The organism is Brevundimonas sp. (assembly GCF_965227765.1).
Taxonomy (GTDB): Bacteria; Pseudomonadota; Alphaproteobacteria; order Caulobacterales; family Caulobacteraceae; genus Brevundimonas.
In genome coordinates, this window is sequence record NZ_OZ245778.1 from 1656039 (window position 1) to 1673638 (window position 17600).

At 66.2% G+C, this 17600-nt stretch carries 16 protein-coding genes and 1 tRNA gene; 9 read left to right on the forward strand and 8 right to left on the reverse strand.

Features of this window, described 5'->3' with window-relative positions; translation table 11 throughout:
* Nucleotides 1–2 precede the first annotated feature (2 nt).
* The 4 genes from ACO05L_RS07955 to ACO05L_RS07970 all read right to left on the reverse strand — a co-directional run bounded on the left by ACO05L_RS07955 (nt 3) and on the right by ACO05L_RS07970 (nt 4146).
* On the reverse strand, nt 3–1694 hold the full coding sequence (locus tag ACO05L_RS07955; RefSeq protein WP_421731617.1) for an MHYT domain-containing protein: 1692 nt from the start codon (nt 1692–1694) through the stop codon (nt 3–5).
* Between the two features lie 87 nt (nt 1695–1781).
* A tRNA-Val gene (locus ACO05L_RS07960) sits at nt 1782–1856 on the reverse strand.
* 86 nt (nt 1857–1942) lie between these two features.
* Nucleotides 1943–3232: a dicarboxylate/amino acid:cation symporter gene (locus tag ACO05L_RS07965; RefSeq protein WP_421728646.1), complete on the reverse strand. Its 1290-nt coding sequence runs from the start codon at nt 3230–3232 to the stop codon at nt 1943–1945.
* A 167-nt stretch (nt 3233–3399) separates the two neighbouring features.
* Nucleotides 3400–4146: an SDR family oxidoreductase gene (locus ACO05L_RS07970; protein ID WP_421728647.1), complete on the reverse strand. Its 747-nt coding sequence runs from the start codon at nt 4144–4146 to the stop codon at nt 3400–3402.
* Nucleotides 4147–4258: 112 nt separating this feature from the next.
* Here ACO05L_RS07970 and ACO05L_RS07975 point away from each other — a divergent pair, with 112 nt between their 5' ends.
* Nucleotides 4259–4657: a winged helix-turn-helix transcriptional regulator gene (locus ACO05L_RS07975; protein ID WP_421728648.1), complete on the forward strand. Its 399-nt coding sequence runs from the start codon at nt 4259–4261 to the stop codon at nt 4655–4657.
* A 232-nt stretch (nt 4658–4889) separates the two neighbouring features.
* On the opposite strand, the gene ACO05L_RS07980 is transcribed toward ACO05L_RS07975, so the two are convergent.
* Nucleotides 4890–5624 (reverse strand): HAD hydrolase-like protein, encoded by a 735-nt coding sequence (locus tag ACO05L_RS07980; RefSeq protein ID WP_421728649.1) that lies wholly within the window; start codon nt 5622–5624, stop codon nt 4890–4892.
* Between the two features lie 67 nt (nt 5625–5691).
* On the opposite strand from ACO05L_RS07980, the gene glmU reads away from it, so the two are divergent.
* Both glmU and rpiA read left to right on the forward strand, forming a co-directional pair.
* Nucleotides 5692–7056, forward strand: coding sequence for a bifunctional UDP-N-acetylglucosamine diphosphorylase/glucosamine-1-phosphate N-acetyltransferase GlmU (gene glmU / locus ACO05L_RS07985; protein WP_421728650.1), 1365 nt, complete (start codon nt 5692–5694; stop codon nt 7054–7056).
* Nucleotides 7053–7736 carry a ribose-5-phosphate isomerase RpiA gene (rpiA, locus tag ACO05L_RS07990; protein ID WP_421728651.1) on the forward strand — a complete coding sequence of 228 codons (684 nt, stop codon included), beginning with the start codon at nt 7053–7055 and terminating at the stop codon, nt 7734–7736. The genes glmU and rpiA overlap by 4 nt, the downstream gene beginning before the upstream one ends.
* Before the next feature lie 13 nt (nt 7737–7749).
* Here rpiA and ACO05L_RS07995 read toward each other — a convergent pair whose 3' ends face one another.
* On the reverse strand, nt 7750–8094 hold the full coding sequence (locus ACO05L_RS07995) for a RidA family protein (RefSeq protein ID WP_421728652.1): 345 nt from the start codon (nt 8092–8094) through the stop codon (nt 7750–7752).
* A gap of 659 nt (nt 8095–8753) precedes the next feature.
* On the opposite strand from ACO05L_RS07995, the gene ACO05L_RS08000 reads away from it, so the two are divergent.
* The 4 genes from ACO05L_RS08000 (at nt 8754) to ACO05L_RS08015 (ending at nt 13680) form a co-directional block, all read left to right on the forward strand.
* A complete protein-coding gene (locus tag ACO05L_RS08000; protein ID WP_421728653.1) occupies nt 8754–9386 on the forward strand; it encodes a transferrin-binding protein-like solute binding protein in 633 nt (210 codons plus the stop codon).
* Nucleotides 9379–10695 carry a surface lipoprotein assembly modifier gene (locus ACO05L_RS08005; RefSeq protein ID WP_421728654.1) on the forward strand — a complete coding sequence of 439 codons (1317 nt, stop codon included), beginning with the start codon at nt 9379–9381 and terminating at the stop codon, nt 10693–10695. The genes ACO05L_RS08000 and ACO05L_RS08005 overlap by 8 nt, the downstream gene beginning before the upstream one ends.
* 138 nt (nt 10696–10833) lie before the next feature.
* Complete coding sequence (gene gor, locus ACO05L_RS08010; RefSeq protein ID WP_421728655.1) at nt 10834–12228, forward strand: glutathione-disulfide reductase; 1395 nt, start codon at nt 10834–10836, stop codon at nt 12226–12228.
* Between the two features lie 81 nt (nt 12229–12309).
* Complete coding sequence (locus tag ACO05L_RS08015) at nt 12310–13680, forward strand: class II 3-deoxy-7-phosphoheptulonate synthase (RefSeq protein WP_421728656.1); 1371 nt, start codon at nt 12310–12312, stop codon at nt 13678–13680.
* Here the strand turns inward: ACO05L_RS08015 and ACO05L_RS08020 are convergent.
* Nucleotides 13658–14875 carry an FAD-dependent oxidoreductase gene (locus tag ACO05L_RS08020; protein ID WP_421728657.1) on the reverse strand — a complete coding sequence of 406 codons (1218 nt, stop codon included), beginning with the start codon at nt 14873–14875 and terminating at the stop codon, nt 13658–13660. The two genes, ACO05L_RS08015 and ACO05L_RS08020, sit on opposite strands and share 23 nt — an antisense overlap.
* A gap of 99 nt (nt 14876–14974) precedes the next feature.
* Between ACO05L_RS08020 and ACO05L_RS08025 the strand changes: the two genes are divergently transcribed.
* Together ACO05L_RS08025 and ACO05L_RS08030 are read left to right on the forward strand one after the other, a co-directional pair.
* Nucleotides 14975–15547 carry a prephenate dehydratase domain-containing protein gene (locus tag ACO05L_RS08025; protein WP_421728658.1) on the forward strand — a complete coding sequence of 191 codons (573 nt, stop codon included), beginning with the start codon at nt 14975–14977 and terminating at the stop codon, nt 15545–15547.
* Between the two features lie 294 nt (nt 15548–15841).
* Nucleotides 15842–16630 (forward strand): chorismate mutase, encoded by a 789-nt coding sequence (locus tag ACO05L_RS08030; protein ID WP_421728659.1) that lies wholly within the window; start codon nt 15842–15844, stop codon nt 16628–16630.
* 50 nt (nt 16631–16680) lie between these two features.
* Here the strand turns inward: ACO05L_RS08030 and panC are convergent, their stop codons facing one another.
* Complete coding sequence (gene panC, locus ACO05L_RS08035; protein WP_421728660.1) at nt 16681–17565, reverse strand: pantoate--beta-alanine ligase; 885 nt, start codon at nt 17563–17565, stop codon at nt 16681–16683.
* Nucleotides 17566–17600 lie beyond the last annotated feature (35 nt).

The window sequence follows — 17600 nt, forward strand, 5'->3', positions numbered from 1 at the left end:
TATCATAGGGGCGGGGCGTTTGGCGCCTCAGCCTCCGGTCGAGTTCGGACCTTGATCTTCAGCACGGCGTTGAAGCCTTCCGGCGGATAGCGCAGCTCGGCGCTGCCGCCCAAGGCGCCCTGGGCGCTCATCTCGATCAGACGCGTGCCGAAACCGCGCTGTGTGGGGGCGACCACGACAGGTCCGCCGCTCTCGGTCCATTCCAGGACAACGTCGTCGCCCTCGGCTTGCCAGGATACGGTCAACAAGCCCGAGGCCGTGCTGAGGGCTCCGTATTTGGCGGCGTTGGTCATCATCTCGTGCAGGATCAGCGCCAGGGCCAACACCTGTTCCGACCCCAGCCAAACCGCCGGGCCGTCGAACCGCACCTGTTCCGGCGCGAACGGTCGGGCTTCGCTGTCTAGGATTTCGCGAATCTCAGCCTGTTCCCAACCCTGGGCGGTCAACAGGTTATGCGTCGCCGACAAGGCCATGAGCCGCGCCTGGAAGGCCGCCGAGAATGTCGCCAGATCGGGGGATCGCCGCGCGGTCAGGTGCGAGATCGACAGCACGGTGGCCAGGGTGTTCTTCACCCGGTGGTTCAGCTCGTTGATGAGGATGTTCTGGCGGGCCTCGCTACGGGCCAGGGCGCGATAGGCGGCGCGGTGTTCGGTGACATCCTGGATGATGCCGACCAGGCGTTGGGGCGTTCCAGCATGGTCCTTGATCATCCGCCCCCGCACCTCCAGCCAACGGCCGTCGAGCAGTTCGTAGTCGGCCTGGAAGTCGAGGCCCTGGGCGATGGCGTCTTCCAGCAGGCGGCCGCGCCGGGCGGCGCTTTCGGGGGTCAGAAGGGCAGGCACCTGGGACTGGTCGAACGGCACGTCCAACGGCAAACCCAGCAGGCTGCGACCCAGCTCCGACAGTGTCAGTCGGCGTTTGGCGATATCCATTTCCCAGTAGCCCAGCCGTCCTGCGTCGATGGCGGACAACAGGGTCTGGCGCTGATCCAGCACCGAGGCGCCCAGGCCCAAAACCAGCAGCAGCAGGGTCAGGACCGCGATCCCGGCGGCCAGAAAGGCCGGCGGGGCGGTCATCATGCCGTGGTGGATCACCCGCGCCGTTTCCGCCTCGCTGGGGCTCAGGATCACTGCGCCCATGGCGGTATGGTGCATGGCGACGACGCCCAGACCCAACACGGCCGCTGCCAGGACCCGCCAGCGCGGTCGTGAATCCCTGCGTGCGGCGACCAGCGCCGCCGTCGAGGCGGCAAAGGCGACGATGATCGAGGCCACGACCCATTCGATCCGATAGCCGACCTCGGCATTGGTCCTCAGCGCCGCCATCCCGAGATAATGCATCCCGCCGACGCTGGCCCCCATTACGGCGCCACCGAGCAACAGCGCGCCCTGCGCCTGCCATCGCGCGGCCAGAGAGAAGGCGACGGCCGTCCCCAGAATGGCGATTAGCAGGGACACCGCCGTCAGCAGCACGTCGTAGGAAACCGGGCCGCCGGGATCGAACCCCAGCATGGCGATGAAATGCATCGACCAGATACTGACGCCCATGGCCAGGGCGGCGACGACGACCCATCGGCTCTGAACCAGGCCGTCATGCCGCCGGGCGCGTCGGAACAGATCCAGCGCGGTCCAGGACCCGAACACGGCGATCCCGACCGACAGTGCGACGAAGATGAAGGGGTGAGTGTGGTGCACGCGTCAGATCGTCCCGTCCGCCAAGGGCGCAGACCTTAGCCTTATTCGCAGGTCACGAAACCGGGCATCGACGTTTTGGGGAAGGAATGGTGGATGCTGCAGGGATTGAACCTGCGACCCCCTCGGTGTGAACGAGGTGCTCTCCCGCTGAGCTAAGCATCCGTCATTTCAAGCTCGTCGAAACCGAGGTCCGACGAGGAGGCGGGGACATAGCCCGCGCTCTTGCCGGTGGCAAGCCTCGTTAGACGTCAGATTCCTGCCGCTTGCGTCGCCTCGGGCGTTTCCGCATCGGGGTCGCCCGGCAGCCAGGCGACGCGACCGTCATAGATGTCGGTGTTCAACGTGCCTTCCTCTCGCGCGACCAGCACAGGCACCAGCATCTGGCCGGTGACGTTGGTGGCGGTGCGCATCATGTCGATGATCCGGTCGATGGCGACGATATAGCCGATCCCCTCCAGCGGCAGGCCCGCCGTGGACAGGGTCAGGGTCAGCATGACGATGGATGTGCCCGGCACTCCGGCGGTGCCCAGCGAGCCCAGGACGGCGGTCAGGCCGATCAGCACATACTGGGTCGGCGAGAGGTCGATCTGGAAATACTGGGCGATGAAGATCGAGGCGATGGCCGGATAGATGGCGCCGCAACCGTCCATCTTCACATTGGCGCCCAGGGGCACGGCGAAGGCGGCATAGGCCTGGGGCACGCCCAGGCGCTCGACCGTCTGGCGCAGGGTGATGGGCAGGGTGCCCAGCGACGACGATGTGGCGAAGGCCGTCTGCTGCGCCGCAAAGGCGCCGCGGAAGAAGCTGGTGACCTTGAGGCCGTGCAGCTTCAGCAGGCCCGAATAGATCACCAGGATATGGAACAGGCAGGCGGCGTAGATGGCGAAGATGAACTTGCCCAGCGGCAGCAGCGCCTCCCAGCCATAGCCGCCGACGACCGCGCCGATCAGGCCGAACACCCCGAACGGCGTCAGCTGGATGACCCAGCGCGTGATGCGAAAGACGATGGCGGCGCCTTCGTCCACCAGCCGCCGCGCCGTCTGGGCCCGGTCGCCCAGGGCCACCAGGGCGGCGCCGACCAGGGCCGAGAAGACGATGATCTGCAACACCTTGCCCTCGGCCAGGGCGGCGAAGGGGTTGGTCGGGACGATGCCGATCAGAACGTCGAGCGGCGAGGGGATGACCCGGTCCTTGACCTCGCCCAGCGGCAGGTTGGCCAGGCCAACGCCCGGATTGATCAGGTGGCCGAAGGCGAACCCGACCAGCACGGCCAGCAGGGAGGTGAAGGCGAACCAGACCAGGGTGCGGAACGCCAGCCGCACCGCGCCGACCCCTTCGCCCAGCTTGGCGATGGAACTGGCGATGGTGAACAGCACCAGGGGCGCGACCACCATGCGGATCAGGTTCAGATAGACGTCGCCGATCGGCTGCAGCCAGACCTCGGCCTGTTCGCGCAGGACCAGCCCGGCGACGATCCCCAGCACGAAGCCGGCGGCGGTGCGCTGCCACAGGGGGATGGCGAAGAAACGGGCGATCATGGGCGGGGCTTTCGGGCGGCTTTCGCGAGAGTGTGCGCGAATGTGTTGCCTGCGACATCCAACCGCAACCTGCGGGCAGACGTAGTAATCTGCGTCGCACGTTCAGAAAAAGTCGTCCTCCCGCCATCGCCGAGCTCGGCCGGGCGATGGCGGGGGACGTGCAGGGCCTAGTGCGCGCCGTTCAGCATCCCGAACACCTGATCGTATTCGCCGCGACGCTCGGCGCCCGACAGGAACTTGACGCGTTCGACCAGCACCTCGTCATGGCCGGCCTCGAACAGGGCCAGGCTTTCGGACGTGAAGTCGGCCAGGGGCATGGAGTTGGGGTTCTGCGCATGACCGGGCATCAGGTCGGTGGCGACGGCGGGCGGCGCCCATTCGACGACCTTGACCGAACTATCCTTGAGCTGATGGCGCAGGGACTGGCTCCACGAATGGATGGCGGCCTTGGTGGCGTTGTAGGTCGGGGTCGCGGCCATGGGCACGAAGGCCAGGCCGGACGACACGGTGACCACGGTCGCCGACGGCTGGGCCAGCAGATGCGGCAGCAGGGCCGCCGTCAGCCGGATCGTGCCCAACAGGTTGGTGGCGATGGTGTCGTCCACCAGATCCAGATCGAACGCGCCGCCCGACAGATCCTCGACCTTCATGATGCCGGCGTTGTTGACGACCACGTTCAGGGCCGGGTGTTTGGCGACGATGCGGGTGGCGAAGGCCTTGATGTCGGCGGCGTCGGCGACGTTCAGGACGGCGTAGGCCATGCCGGGATTGGCGGCGGTCACCTCAGCCAGGGCGGCCTCGCGGCGACCGGCGATGATGACCTTGGCGCCCTTGGCGTGCAGGGCCTCGGCGAATGCCCGGCCGATGCCGGATCCGCCGCCGGTGATCAGGATGGTGTCTTTGGTGGTGTCCATGGCGTGGTCTCCATCGCGCTTGTTTCCGATGGCCACAGAGCTATACCTGACACTTACGATCGGAAAGTAGGCACCAGAACGTAGGGTACTTACTCAGACGAAAGAAATGGCGATGACGGCATCCACGGCTCACAAGGCCCCCGAATATCCTCCGGTCGATCCGCGCGTGGAGGCCCTGGTCAACGAGGTCATCGGGCGGGTCGCCGACAAATGGACCATGATCGTGCTGGATGTCCTGGCCGAGAACGGCGAGCTGCGCTTCACCCGCATTGGTCAGCTGTCGGGAGGCGTCAGCCAGAAGATGCTGACCCAGACCCTGCGTCAGATGGAGCGCGACGGCCTTGTCATCCGCACTGTCCACCCGGTCATCCCGCCCAAGGTCGAATACCGCCTGACCGACCTGGGCTTCAGCCTGGCCGAAGCCTTCTGCGGCGTCTGGACCTGGGCCGAGGCCAGCCTCGACCGCATCGAGCAGGCCAGGGCCGCGTTCGATAAGGCCAAGGCGGGGTAGGGCGAGCCTTTACGAGCGTGCGGCGCGAGCCTCCGACCGCCCTATGCTTTCGTCATTGCCCGACTTGATCGGGCAACTTGGCGGCGCCGAAGGCGACCTGTTCAGGCGAGATGAGGGAACAACGTATGCGCAACAGGTTCGCGCTCTCGCGCGCCGCCTTGTTCCGGGTCGTCGCTGCGCTTCGCCCGGAATGACGAAGGAAAGAGTGGGCCGAGCCCTCCTTCCGGTGAGGTCAAAGCCCCGCCAGCGCCCTCGCCACATACAGGTCCGTCAGCAGCCCATCGACCGCTTCCTCGACGTCCTCGAAGGCGTCGATCAGGACGTCGCCGCCCAGCTCCTCGGGCGGGACCTGGGTATAGCCGAAGGTGACGACGATACAGGCCATGCCGGCGTCGCGGGCCGCGCCCGTATCCGGCGCCGCGTCCCCGACCATGATGGCCATGGAAGGATCGCCGCCGGCCATGGTCACCGCCTCGATCAGATGGGCGCCCGAGGGTTTGCGCGCGCTGACCTTGTCCGGGCCGACGATGGCGGCGAAATGGCGGGCCAGGTCCAGCTTGGTCAGCAACAGTTCCGACAGGTCGGTGCGCTTGTTGGTGGCGACGACCAGCAGGGCGCCGCGTTCGCTCAGCCGTTCCAGCGTCTCGACCACCCCCTCGAACGGGACCGAGTGGTCGGCGATGTGGTCGACATAGTCGGCGATGAAGTCGTCGAACAACTGATCCTGGCCGGCCTCTTCCCAGGACGCGCCCGCCGCGACGAAGCCGTGTTCCAGCAGGGCGCGCGCGCCACTGCCGATCAATTCCGCCGCGCCTTCCATGGGCACAGGCGGGTGGCCGTGGCGGACCAGCAGGCGGTTCAGCGTGCCGACCAGGTCCTGATGGGTCTCGACCAGGGTGCCGTCCAGGTCGAAGGCGATGGTCCAGCCTTCGAGGTCACGGTCGGGCAGATCGAGGACGGCGTTCATTGGCATCTCCCAAGGGCCGCCCCGATGGGCTAGACCGCGCAGAGACGACTAGCCCCCGGACCGATTCATGACCACCCATTCTCCGACGTCTCAGAAGCGGGCCGCCATTATCCTGGCTGCGGGACAGGGCACGCGGATGAAGTCGCCCCTGCCCAAGGTGCTGCACCCGGTCGGCGGGCGGGCCATGCTGGATCACGCCATCGACGCAGCCCAGGCCCTGGGCTGCGAGCGGATCGTCGTGGTGGTCGGCGCCCATTCTCCCCAGCTCCGCGCCCATGTCGCCAAGCGGCTGGGCGAGGCCGCCATCGCGGTTCAGGATCCGCCGCTGGGCACCGGCCACGCCGTGCGCGCCGCCGAGGGTCTGCTGGGCGATTTCGACGGCCAGGTGGTCGTCACCTATGGCGACGTGCCCCTGTTGAAGGCGGCCGACATCGAGCCCGTCTTCGCGGTCTCCGACGGCGTCGCCGTCATCGGCTTCGAGGCGCGCGAGCCCGGCGCCTATGGTCGGCTGGTCATGGAGGGCGACACGCTCTCCGCCATCACCGAGGCCAAGGAGGCCTCCGCCGAAGTTCTGGCGATCACCGCCTGCAACTCCGGCGTCATGGCGGCGCCAGCGGGCCTGCTGTTCTCGCTGCTGGCAGAGGTCACCAACGCCAACGCCAAGGGCGAATATTATCTGACCGACGTGGTCGAACTGGCCAGGAAGCGCGGCGCCCCGACGCGGGCGGTGATGGCGTCTGAAGACTCCGTCATGGGCGTGAACGCCCAGGACGAACTGGCCCAGGCTGAGGCCCTGTTCCAGAAGGTGCAGCGCGAGACCTTCCTGGCCGCCGGGGTCACCATGGCCGCGCCCGAGACGGTGCATTTCGCCTGGGACACGGAAATCGGCGCAGGGACCACCGTCGAGCCCTTCGTGGTGTTCGGTCCGGGCGCGCGAATCGCCGAGGGCGCGCGCATCCGCAGCTTCTCCCATATCGAGGGGGCGACGGTAGCCACGGCCGCCGAGGTCGGCCCCTATGCCCGACTGCGTCCCGGCGCCGCCCTGGGCGAGGGCGCCAAGGTCGGCAACTTCGTCGAGGTCAAGAATGTCGCGATGGGCAAGGGCGCCAAGGCCAATCACCTGGCCTATCTGGGCGACGGCTCGGTCGGTGCGGGCGCTAACATCGGCGCGGGCACCATCTTCTGCAACTACGACGGCTTCTTCAAATACCGGACCACAGTGGGCGAGGGGGCCTTCGTCGGCTCCAACAGCGCCCTGGTGGCGCCGGTGACTATCGGGGCGGGCGCGATCGTCGGCTCGGGCTCGGTCATCACCCGCGACGTGGCGGCCGGCGACCTGGCCCTGGGGCGCGGACAACAGACGACGAAGACGGGCTGGGCGGCCCGCTTCATGGACACCATGCGCGCAAAGAAGGCGGCGAAAGCAAAATGAGCGACCAACAGAAGAAAATCGCCGGCGAGGCCGCAGCCCTGCGCGTAGAGGCCGGGATGGTCGTCGGCCTGGGCACCGGCTCGACCGCCGCCTGGTTCGTCAAGGCGCTGGCGGCGCGCGGGCTGGATGGTCTGCGCTGCGTGCCGACGTCCGAGGCGACGGCCGATCTGGCGCGTGAGCTGGGCCTGACCCTGTCGACGCTGGACGACACGCCGCGCATCGACCTGACCGTGGACGGCGCCGACGAGGTCGGTCCGGGGCTGGCCCTGATCAAGGGCGGCGGCGCGGCTCTGTTGCGCGAGAAGCTGGTCTGGGAGGCGTCCGAGCGCTGCCTCGTCATCGCCGACGCGGCCAAGGTGGTGAAGGTGCTGGGCCAGTTCCCCCTGCCCATCGAGGTCGTCGCCTTTGGCCACAAGACCACGGCCAACCGCATCGCCGACGTCCTGCTGGATCACGACATCCAGATGCCGGCCCGCCTGCGCCAGGCCGACCGGGGCGTGGTCCGCACCGATGGCGGCAACGTCATCTATGACGCCCGGTGCGATGCGATCCACGACGTAGTGCGGCTGGCCGACGATCTGAAGCTGATCACGGGCGTGGTCGAGCACGGCCTGTTCCTCGACCTCGCCGACGAGGCGATCATCGGCACGGACAGCGGGGTCGAACTGCTGTTACCGTGACGCCGATGGGTCGTCAGCCCTTGGCTGCGACCACGATGATCTCGACCTTCCAGCCGGGATCGGCCAGCCGGCTTTCGCCGGTCGCGCGGGCAGGGGGATTGGCCTGATCGACCCACTGGTCCCAGACGCTGTTCATGCCTGCGAAGTCGGCGATGTCGGCCAGCCAGATCGTGGCCATCAGGATCTTCGACTTGTCCGAGCCGGCCTTGGCCAGCAGTTCGTCGATCTCGGCCAGGGCCGTGCGCGTCTGGCTGGCGATATCCTCGCCCGCATTGCCGACCTGTCCGGCCAGATAGATGGTGTCGCCATGGATGACCGCCTCGCTCATGCGGGCGCCGGGGTCGATGCGGGTGATCATGGGTGTGGTCCTGAGTTCAAGTGTATCGCGGTCGGGTGGTTTGGCATGAAGCGGGTTCGGTGCGGCTAGGCAAGCCCCTGCGGGCTAGTCGCCATTTGCCGTGGCAGAGAGCGGGCAAAGGCGAACTGATTTGTGACGTGCGAAGCGGCCGAAGCCCATGATCCCGCTCGTTCAGCCGTTAATCTCCGGCCGTAGCCGCGACTGGTTGTTTGGATTCAGAGACTCCGCTATCCACAACTCAGGGGAGTATGTTCATGGTCCGAGTTTCTAGAAATATCTGTGTGGCGATCGCGCTCGCGTTGATGGCTGCAGCGTGCGGTGGTGGTGGTGGCGGTACGCCTGGGAATGGTGGCGTAGTCGTGCCTCCTCCGCCTCCTCCGCCTCCTCCGCCTCCGCCTCCGCCTCCTCCGCCTCCGCCTCCGCCTCCTCCGCCTCCTCCGCCGCCCTATCAATCGGATTGTGCTACAACGCCGTCGGCCTTGTCGTGTCAGGCCGGGAAGACGAGTTACGTGGCCCCGGGGATGGGCGGAACTTCGGCTGGCGTTGCTGTGAACATAAGCCGGTTCGAGAGCCTTACGGTCGAGCGCGTAGGGACAACTCCGGATAGCGCCGATTTTTACACCTGGTCATCCTATGCCGGCGCTGCAGTCCTGAGGAAAATGTATACGGATTTCGAAAGCGGCGATGACGGGTTGGGCCCCGTCCGCACCGCGAAGAATGTCGAAAAGAATATGTTTTCCAGCGGATACGGCCCCGGTGACGGCAGTTCCATGACGCTGTTCGACATCACTAACGTCCTGAAGGGGGGCCTGGACTACGTGCAACTCGGACGCCTTGATCCGGCTCCGGGAGGTGGGGCAGTGGGCTTCTTCGCCCTGGGTGAAAGGGCGCCATTGGAAGTCATGCCGACGACCGGCTCTGCGAAGTATGAAGGCGGTACTCGCGGTGATTATACAAATGCGGCCGGGACCGTCTATTCAACCGCCAGCGATGTGACGCTCACCGCCAATTTCGGCACTGGCGAAGTCACGGGATCGACCTCAAACTTCAAGCTGATTGACGCTGCTGGTGCAGCAGTAACGGCGCCGCAGGTGTTGGATTTCGACTTCGACGCGACCATCGCTGGCGTCGGCTTCACGGGGACCGCCAAGGGATCGTCGATGACGGGAGCCGTGGAGGGCGTGTTCCATGGCCTGTCCGGGCCACCGCCAGAAGCGTCGCTGGGATTTACCCTTCAGGATGCTAGCGGCGCCAGCCTGGTCGGCGTGGGTGGTCTCAGGACAGGTGATTGACATTCTGTTCTGCGGCGCATGTGCTGAAAGCGCCCCCGCGCCTTACGTAATCGTTCAGGATCAGTCAGCCGGTTCCGTTTCGCGGGATGATCGGGCGCTTGGAAATGCCTTGCTGGTCGCTTTGACCAGCGGAGACTTTGCGAATGCGCTAAGGTTGCTGGAGGAACATCCGGATCTCGCGCAAACCCCAGATGGCTTGCGGCTCCGGGCTGAGCTCTTGGTACAGCTGGCTCGAGCTGATGAGGCTATCGTCTTGCTGGAGGGTCATCTGGCAAGCGACGGTTCCGACGCTTTAGCCCGATATCAGCTGGGCGAGATCCATTTCGCTGCGCGACGGGACGTATCCGCAACCCTGGCGTACCGCCTCACGCTGGCGGGTAATCTCGACTCGCTACGGCGTCAGCACGTTCAAGACCGCCTCGGCGCGCTGGAAAGTCGCCGTCGGACACGTATCACCGCGTCGTTCGGCGTCGCTCCGGACAGCAATGTCAACAACGCGACCAGCGCTGGCGCCATCGACCTGTATGGTCTGCCGTTCGTTCTTTCGGATGACGCGCGGCGACGTTCCGGGGTTTCGGCGTCGTTCAACGGTGGATTGGAGCGCCGCTGGCCTATTTCGGACCGCCTTTCTCTGTTGGCTGGTGGGTCAGTGGCCGTTCTGGACGCCTCAGGTGGGGCCTTTGATCAAAGACAGATAGGGGTGTTCGCCGGCCCCGAATTCAAGCTTGCGCAACACGCCCGGGCCAGCGTGTCGGCGACCTATCGAGATATTACCTTCGGGGGCGAACCGCTCGAGACTTGGACGGGTGTTCGGGTCCAGGGCGAAGCCTATGTCGATCAGAAAACACTCTGGAATGTCGCTGGCCGCCTTGACCGCATCGACAACGTTCGCGCCAGTGAGTGGGGCGGCTGGAGCTATGGGGGGCAGGTTAATCGAACCCGCTTTCTAGGGCCCAGCGCCTTCTGGCGCGCAAGCGCGACGGTGGATACCTATGATCTCACGGGCCGAGAAGCCGAATACCAGATCGTTCAGCTGTCTGTGGGCAGGCTGTTCACGGCTCCATTCGCCACCTTGGCCTATGTCGAACCTTACAGTCGGTGGCGCGAGTTTGATCGAAGGTCAGTGGCGTTCGGCGTGCGCCGACAGGATCAGGAGATCGGCCTCAATGTCAGGGTGTCGAAACGCGACTGGGCGGTGCGGAATGCCTTTCCCTACGTTCAGGCGGTCCTCCTGCGATCAACGTCGAACGTGGTCATAGGCGACTATTCTCGACAAAGGGTCGAGTTCGGACTGACGCGCACTTTTTAGTCCCGTACTCCAGCCTGCTTGCGTCACAGCGCCTTGTTCCTGTTCATGGCTATGCCTAAATCGGCTGCAGTTTACGGCCGCTGTGCGAGTTCAAAATGCTTGGACCGTTCTTGGAGCGGTCAAATAGCCGGAGCCAGCATGTCCACCTACGACTACGACCTCTTTGTCATCGGCGCTGGTTCGGGTGGGGTGCGGGCGGCGCGACTGGCGGGATTGGGCGGCAAGCGCGTGGCCATCGCCGAAGAGTTCCGCGTCGGCGGGACCTGCGTCATCCGGGGCTGCGTGCCCAAGAAATTCATGGTGATGGCGTCCGACTTCGCCCACCAGTTCGAGACGGCGCAAGGCTATGGCTGGAACGTCGAGGCCAGCTTCGACTGGCCCAAATTTCTCGAGGCCAAGGATGTCGAGATCGCCCGTCTGTCGGGGATCTACGCCGCCAACCTGGGCAAGGCCGGGGTCGATCTGATCAATGGCCGGGCGGTGCTGACCGATCCCCATACGGTCAAGATCACCAAGCGCGACGGCTCGGACGGCGGCGGCTTCACCGCCGAGAAGATCCTGATCGCCACCGGTGGTCGTCCCTGGATGCCCGAGGCGCTGCCGGGCATCGAGCACGCCATCAGCTCGGAAGAGGCCTTCCACCTGCCCGAACTGCCCAAGCGCATCCTCATCGCGGGCGGCGGCTATATCGCCGTGGAGTTCGCAGGCATCTTCGCCGGCCTGGGGGTCGAGACGACCCTGATCTATCGCGGGCCTAACATCCTGCGCGGGTTCGACGACGACGTGCGCGCGCATCTGGCCGGAGAGATCGAGAAGCGCGGCATCAAGGTCATCCTGGGCTGCCAGCACGAGAAACTGGAGAAGACCGCGACCGGCATCGTCAACCACCTGGAAAACGGCATGAAGCTGGAAACCGACGTGGTCATGTTCGCCACGGGCCGCATTCCCTACGTCAAGGATCTGGGGCTGGAGACGGCAGGCGTCGATCTCAGCGACAAGGGCGCCATCGTGGTCGATGAACTGTCCAAGACGTCGGCCGACAACATCTGGGCCATCGGCGACGTGACCGACCGGATGAACCTGACGCCGGTCGCCATCCGCGAGGCGGTGGCCTTCCACGAAACGGTCTACAGGAACAATCCGCAGCATTTCGACTACGAGGCCGTGGCCACTGCGGTGTTTAGCCAGCCGCCCGTCGGCGTGGTTGGTCTGTCGGAGAGCGAGGCGCGGCATTCCTGCCCGGGCGAGGTCGATGTCTATGTGACCCGCTTCCGGCCGATGAAATACGCCTTCACGGGCTCGGACGAGCGCGTGCTGATGAAGCTGGTGGTCGACGCGGAAAGCCAGAAGGTCGTCGGGGTCCATATCGTCGGACCAGAAGCGCCCGAGATGATCCAGCTGGCCGCCATCGCCGTGAAGGCCGGCCTGACCAAGGCCCAGTGGGACGCCACCTGCGCGGTCCACCCGACCATGGCCGAGGAACTGGTCACGTTGAAAGAGAAACAGACGCCTGCGAACATGAGCACGGGCTGACAGTTAAGCTGCCGGGGCAGACGAAGTCTTCTGGCTGCTGTTTTATTGTTCAAAAGACGCCTTGAGAGTAAGGAGCGCGGCATGACCAAGCGCTGGACCCCCGAATCCTGGAGAAACAAGCCCGTCGTGCACATGCCGACGGACTATCCTGACGCACGCGCCCTGAGCGCCGTAGAAGACGAGCTGCGCGCCATGCCGCCGCTGGTGTTCGCGGGCGAGGCGCGGACGCTGACGGCCAAGCTGGCCCAGGTCGAGGCGGGCGACGCCTTCCTGCTGCAGGGCGGCGACTGCGCCGAGAGCTTCAAGGAGTTCTCGACCGACAACATCCGCGACACCTTCCGCCTGATCCTGCAGATGGCGGTGGTCCTGACGTTTGCGGGCCGCAAGCCCGTGGTGAAGGTGGGCCGTATCGCCGGCCAGTTCGCCAAGCCGCGTTCGTCGCCCGTCGAGGAAATCGGCGGCGTCGAGCTGCCCTCCTATCGCGGCGACAACATCAACGGCGCGGGCTTCACGGCCGAGGAGCGGATCCCCGATCCCCAGCGGCTGATCAAGGCCTACAACCAGTCGGCCTCGACGCTGAACCTGCTGCGCGCCTTCGCCAGCGGCGGCTATGCCGACCTGTACAACATACACCGCTGGACCCTGGGCTTCGCCGACAATGCTGCGGGCGCCCAGTACCGCGAACTGGCCGAGAAGATCACGGAGGCCCTGGCCTTCATGGAAGCGGTCGGCGTCACCCCCGAGACCCATCCGGACCTGAGCCGCGTGGAGGTCTTCACCTCGCACGAGGCCCTGCTGCTGAACGTCGAGAGCGCCCTGACGCGTCTGGACGGCGGTTCGGGCGAATGGTTCGACACCTCGGCCCACATGCTGTGGATCGGCGAGCGCACCCGCCAGCTGGACGGCGCCCACATCGAGTTCATGCGCGGGATCAAGAACCCCATCGGCGTGAAGTGCGGCCCGACCATGGAGCCGGACGACCTGCTGCGGCTGATCGACGCCCTGAACCCGGACAACACGCCCGGTCGCCTGACCCTGATCGGCCGCTTCGGCCACGACAAGGTCGGCAAGCGCCTGCCGGCCCTGATGAAGGCGGCCAAGGATCACGGCAAGCGCGTCGTCTGGTCGATCGACCCGATGCACGGCAACATCCTGAAGGCCGAGAATGGCTACAAGACCCGGCCCTTCGACCGGATCATGAGCGAGGTCCGCAGCTTCATCGACGTGGCGGAATCCGAAGGGGTCCACCCCGGCGGCGTCCACCTGGAAATGACCGGCCAGAACGTAACCGAGTGCATCGGCGGCGCGACGGCGGTGACCGAGGACGACCTGTCGAGCCGCTATCACACCCACTGCGACCCGCGCCTGAATGCGGATCAGGCGCTGGAGTTGGCCTTCCTGGTCGCCGAGCGGCTGAAGGCGGGTCGGATCAAGGCGTCGAAGGCCGCCTGATCGGGGGAAACAGCGGGGCGACGCGTGCGATCGTCGCCTCCGCCTCCGCCCTGTCTGGCGTCTCGTCCTCGATCCCATAGCCGACCATGTCGCCGCCCTGGGTGTTCTGGATGACGATGCCGTCAGGCCGAGAGACCACGGCCACTCCTGCATAGAAGACGGCGTAATCCACCTCTGGCTGGGGTGCGAGCCAGGTGATCTGCCCTCGGACCGGCGTGATGGTCTGGTCGTTCCACAGAGCTTTTGCGCCGTAGCCTGTGCAGTTGATGGCCACCTTTTCCGGCAGGGCCGCGATCTCCATTGGGGCGTGGAACTCTCGCGTTTCGATCCGTCCGCCCTGCATCAGGAATTCGGTCATCAGCCGGTGGGCCAACTCGGTCACGTTGAACTGAAGCCCTGTTCCGAAGCGCGCCGAAGCGACCGGGAAGGGTGTCGTCTCGACTGGAATGGGGATGCTGCGTGGGACGATGTCGCGCAAGCGATCGCCGTAGCTGGCGAAGTGGATGTCTGGTGGGCCAGTCTTGATGCCCGGCTTTGGCGGCGCGCTGGAGGCAGGTGTGGCGCTGGCCAGGATGTAGCGGTCATGGAAGACGACAGGATCGCCCTCGGTCCCCAGATAGGTCTGGTGCGCGGCGAAGCTCTCTCGCGCCATCCGCTCCCACAGATCCGGGAAGTCGGCGTCAACCTTGTCGGCGTCGGCGACGCGGCTGTCCGGGGTCCAGGTTCCGGTCGCGCGCATGGAGCGGGTGAAGGGCGTGCGCTCCTTGGCGTAGATCACCACCCGCGCACCCAGCCGCTGGAGTTGCAAGGCTGATGTCAGGCCCAGCGCGCCGCAGCCGATGACCGCAATGGTCGGCGGCCCGCCTGTCTCACCCGCCACGGCCATGGCCTTGCGTGCGGCGAGCCCGCTCGATCCCCACGACAGGGACCAGCCGCTGCCGCCGTGACCATAGTTGTGAATCACGGTCGCATCGCCGACCCGTTCGATGTCCAGCCTGGGGCCCGCCGCGCGGAAAGGGCGGGTGCAGACGGTGATGCGGACGATACGCTCCGGCGCCGTCAGGATAGGGGCCAGCCTTCGCGGCAGGAAGGCGGGCGCGGTGGCCAACGGACGGCGGGACTCGCTCGTCGTCGTGCAGCCGCCCAGGCCTGCGACGCTCGTCAGGCCTAGAAGAACGGAGCGACGTGACTTCATGGGCATGGATGTCATTGGCGCCTTGCCTTGTGCTGCATCAGCAAGCCTAGCCGCGCGATCCGGTTTGCGAAATGGCGTCCTGACTGGCTAAGGAGGCGCATGGACACCATCGGCCGCCCCGAGAACGACGACGCACCCGGTCGGGTCGCCTTCCAAGGCGCGCCAGGGGCATTCAGCCATGAGGCCTGTGTGGCCCTGAGGCCGTGGGATGTGTCGGTCCCCTTCGAGACCTTCGCCGAGGCGCTGGATGCGGTGCGTTCGGGCGACTGTGACATGGCGCTGATCCCTATCGAGAACTCGACCATCGGCGCCGTCGAACCGGCGGCGACTCTCGTGCGGGATTCGGGGTTTGAGGTGCTGGCCGATGTCTGGCGGCCGATCCGTCACGCGCTGATGGCGATCGAGGGCGCACGGCTCGAGGCCATCCGAACGATCGAGAGCCACCCAATCGCCCTGGACCAGTGCCGTCGGACCCTGTCGACCATGAAGGTCGACATCGTCGTGGCGTTCGATACCGCCGGCGCGGCCCGCGACGTGGCTGCTGCGGGAGATATGGCTCGGGCGGCCTTGGCCCCCATGGCGGCGGCTGAAGTCTATGGGCTGTCGATTTTGCGCCACGATCTGCAGGATTCTCCGGACAATCGAACACGATTTGTCCTGCTCAAGGCCTAACGCGGGTTGACGGCGCAAGGTGATTGCGTGTTCAAGGCATCTCAAGCGGACATTTCTGTCCGCGAGATGGACCAACCCATGTCCCCGCTGCGCGCTTCCGTTCTGACCCTTACGACCCGTTCGCGCGCGGTTGCCGGCTATTATTTTAGCGGCTCCTTTTACGGCTTTCGATACGCCGGCTGAGGCCTCGAGCGCACCTCGCTCCTGACAGCCTCGCCGGCGACCGCTCTGGACCAGAGCGGCGGCGCGTCCACGCACCCTTCATCGAAATTCCGTATCGAAAGCTCCTTTTAAATGTCCGTCTCCACTCTGAATCCGAATTCCGAATCCGCAGCCGTCTGGTCTGAAATGAACCCTGCCGAGATGTCGCCCGAGCAGATGGCCCTGGCCGCGCTGCGTGAAGAGATCAACTCGATCGACGATCAGCTTCTGGAGCTGTTCGAGCGCCGTCTGGCCGTCGCCGCCATGGTCGGCAAGGCGAAGGACGCCCCGGCCGGCCCGCACACCAAGCTGCGTCCCGACCGCGAACAGACCGTCCTGGGTCGCATGACCGGTCAGGCTGAACCTCAGAACGCAGAGGCCGTCGCCGGCCTGTGGCGCGAGATCGTCGGCTGGGGCCTGGCGCGCCAGGGCCAGCTTCAGGTCCAGGTTTGGGCGCCGACCGATCCGACCCGCGCCTTCGACGGCGCCCGCCAGCGTTTCGGCATGGCCGCCGACATCAAGCTGGTCCGCGACCCGCAGAAGGCTCTGGCCTTCGCCGCCGAGGGGCATGGCGTCGCCGTCCTGGCCATCAACACGGACGACGACTGGTGGATCGGCCTGCGTCGCGAATGGGCGTCCCTGTCGGTGTTCGACGGTTTCGGCCTGGGCGGCGGTCAGCCGACCGCGCTGGCCGTGGGCAAGATCGACCCGCCGGCCCTGCCAACCGGCCGCCGCGTGGTGGTCGCGGCGGGCGGGGATGCTGGCGACGGCGGCGGCGCCAAGCGCTGGGGCCTGAGCACCCACCATGGCTGGTCGCTGTATCTGACCGACGCCGACCTGACGCCAGGCGAAGCCGAGGGCTGCGTGGGCGCGATCGGCTAGTTCCCAGTCTCCTCCCTATCGCTGCGCGACAGGGAGGAGATCCGGATGCTTTACACAGCCATGTTGTCGATCAAGCGCGTCTTGCCCAGCCATGCGGCGGCCAGGATGCGGGCGGGTGCGTCGACGATGCCGTTGGCGAACGGCTCAAGGTCGTCGGCCCGGCGGATCGCCACATAGTCGACGCGCTCAAATCCCGCCTTCAACAGGGCGGAATAGGCGTCCTTCTCGACGGCGGGCAGGGGACGTTTGCTGGAGGCTGCGGCGCCCGCTTCGGCCAGTACGCCGTTCAGACGTCGCGCGATCTCACGTTCAGCATCGGTCAGGTAGGCGTTGCGCGACGACAGGGCCAGGCCATAGCCGTCCCGTTCGGTCGGGCTGCCGACGATCTGGGTCGGGATGTCCAGGTCCAGCGCCATGCGGCGAACGACCATCAATTGTTGATAGTCCTTCTCGCCGAATACGGCCACGTCGGCCTGGACCTGGTTCAGCAGCTTGGCGACGACCAGGGCGACGCCTCCGAACATCTGCGGTCGGAACTGGCCTTCCAGTCCCTGGGCGGGGCCGCCCGCTGTGGCTGACCCCACGCTGATGGTGGTGACGGAGGCCTCGGGGTACATCTCGTCGACGGTGGGGGCGAACAGCAGGGCGCAGCCGGCGCCGGCCAGAAGCTCGGCGTCGCGTGCTTCCTGTCGCGGGTATTTGCCCAGGTCCTCGTGGGGCGCGAACTGGGTCGGGTTGACGAAGACGCTGGCGACCACGCGATCGGCGCGGCAACCGGCCTCTCGCACCAGGGTCAGATGGCCTTCGTGCAGGGCGCCCATGGTCGGGACGAAGCCGACACTGAGGCCCTGGCGACGCCAGTCGCGAACGACGGCGCGCAGGTCGGCGACCGAGCGGACGATGGGCAGGTCCGAAGCCGTTTCGACCGAAGTCATGTGTTAACCCTGAGCCTTAAGCCTGTTCGTGAAGG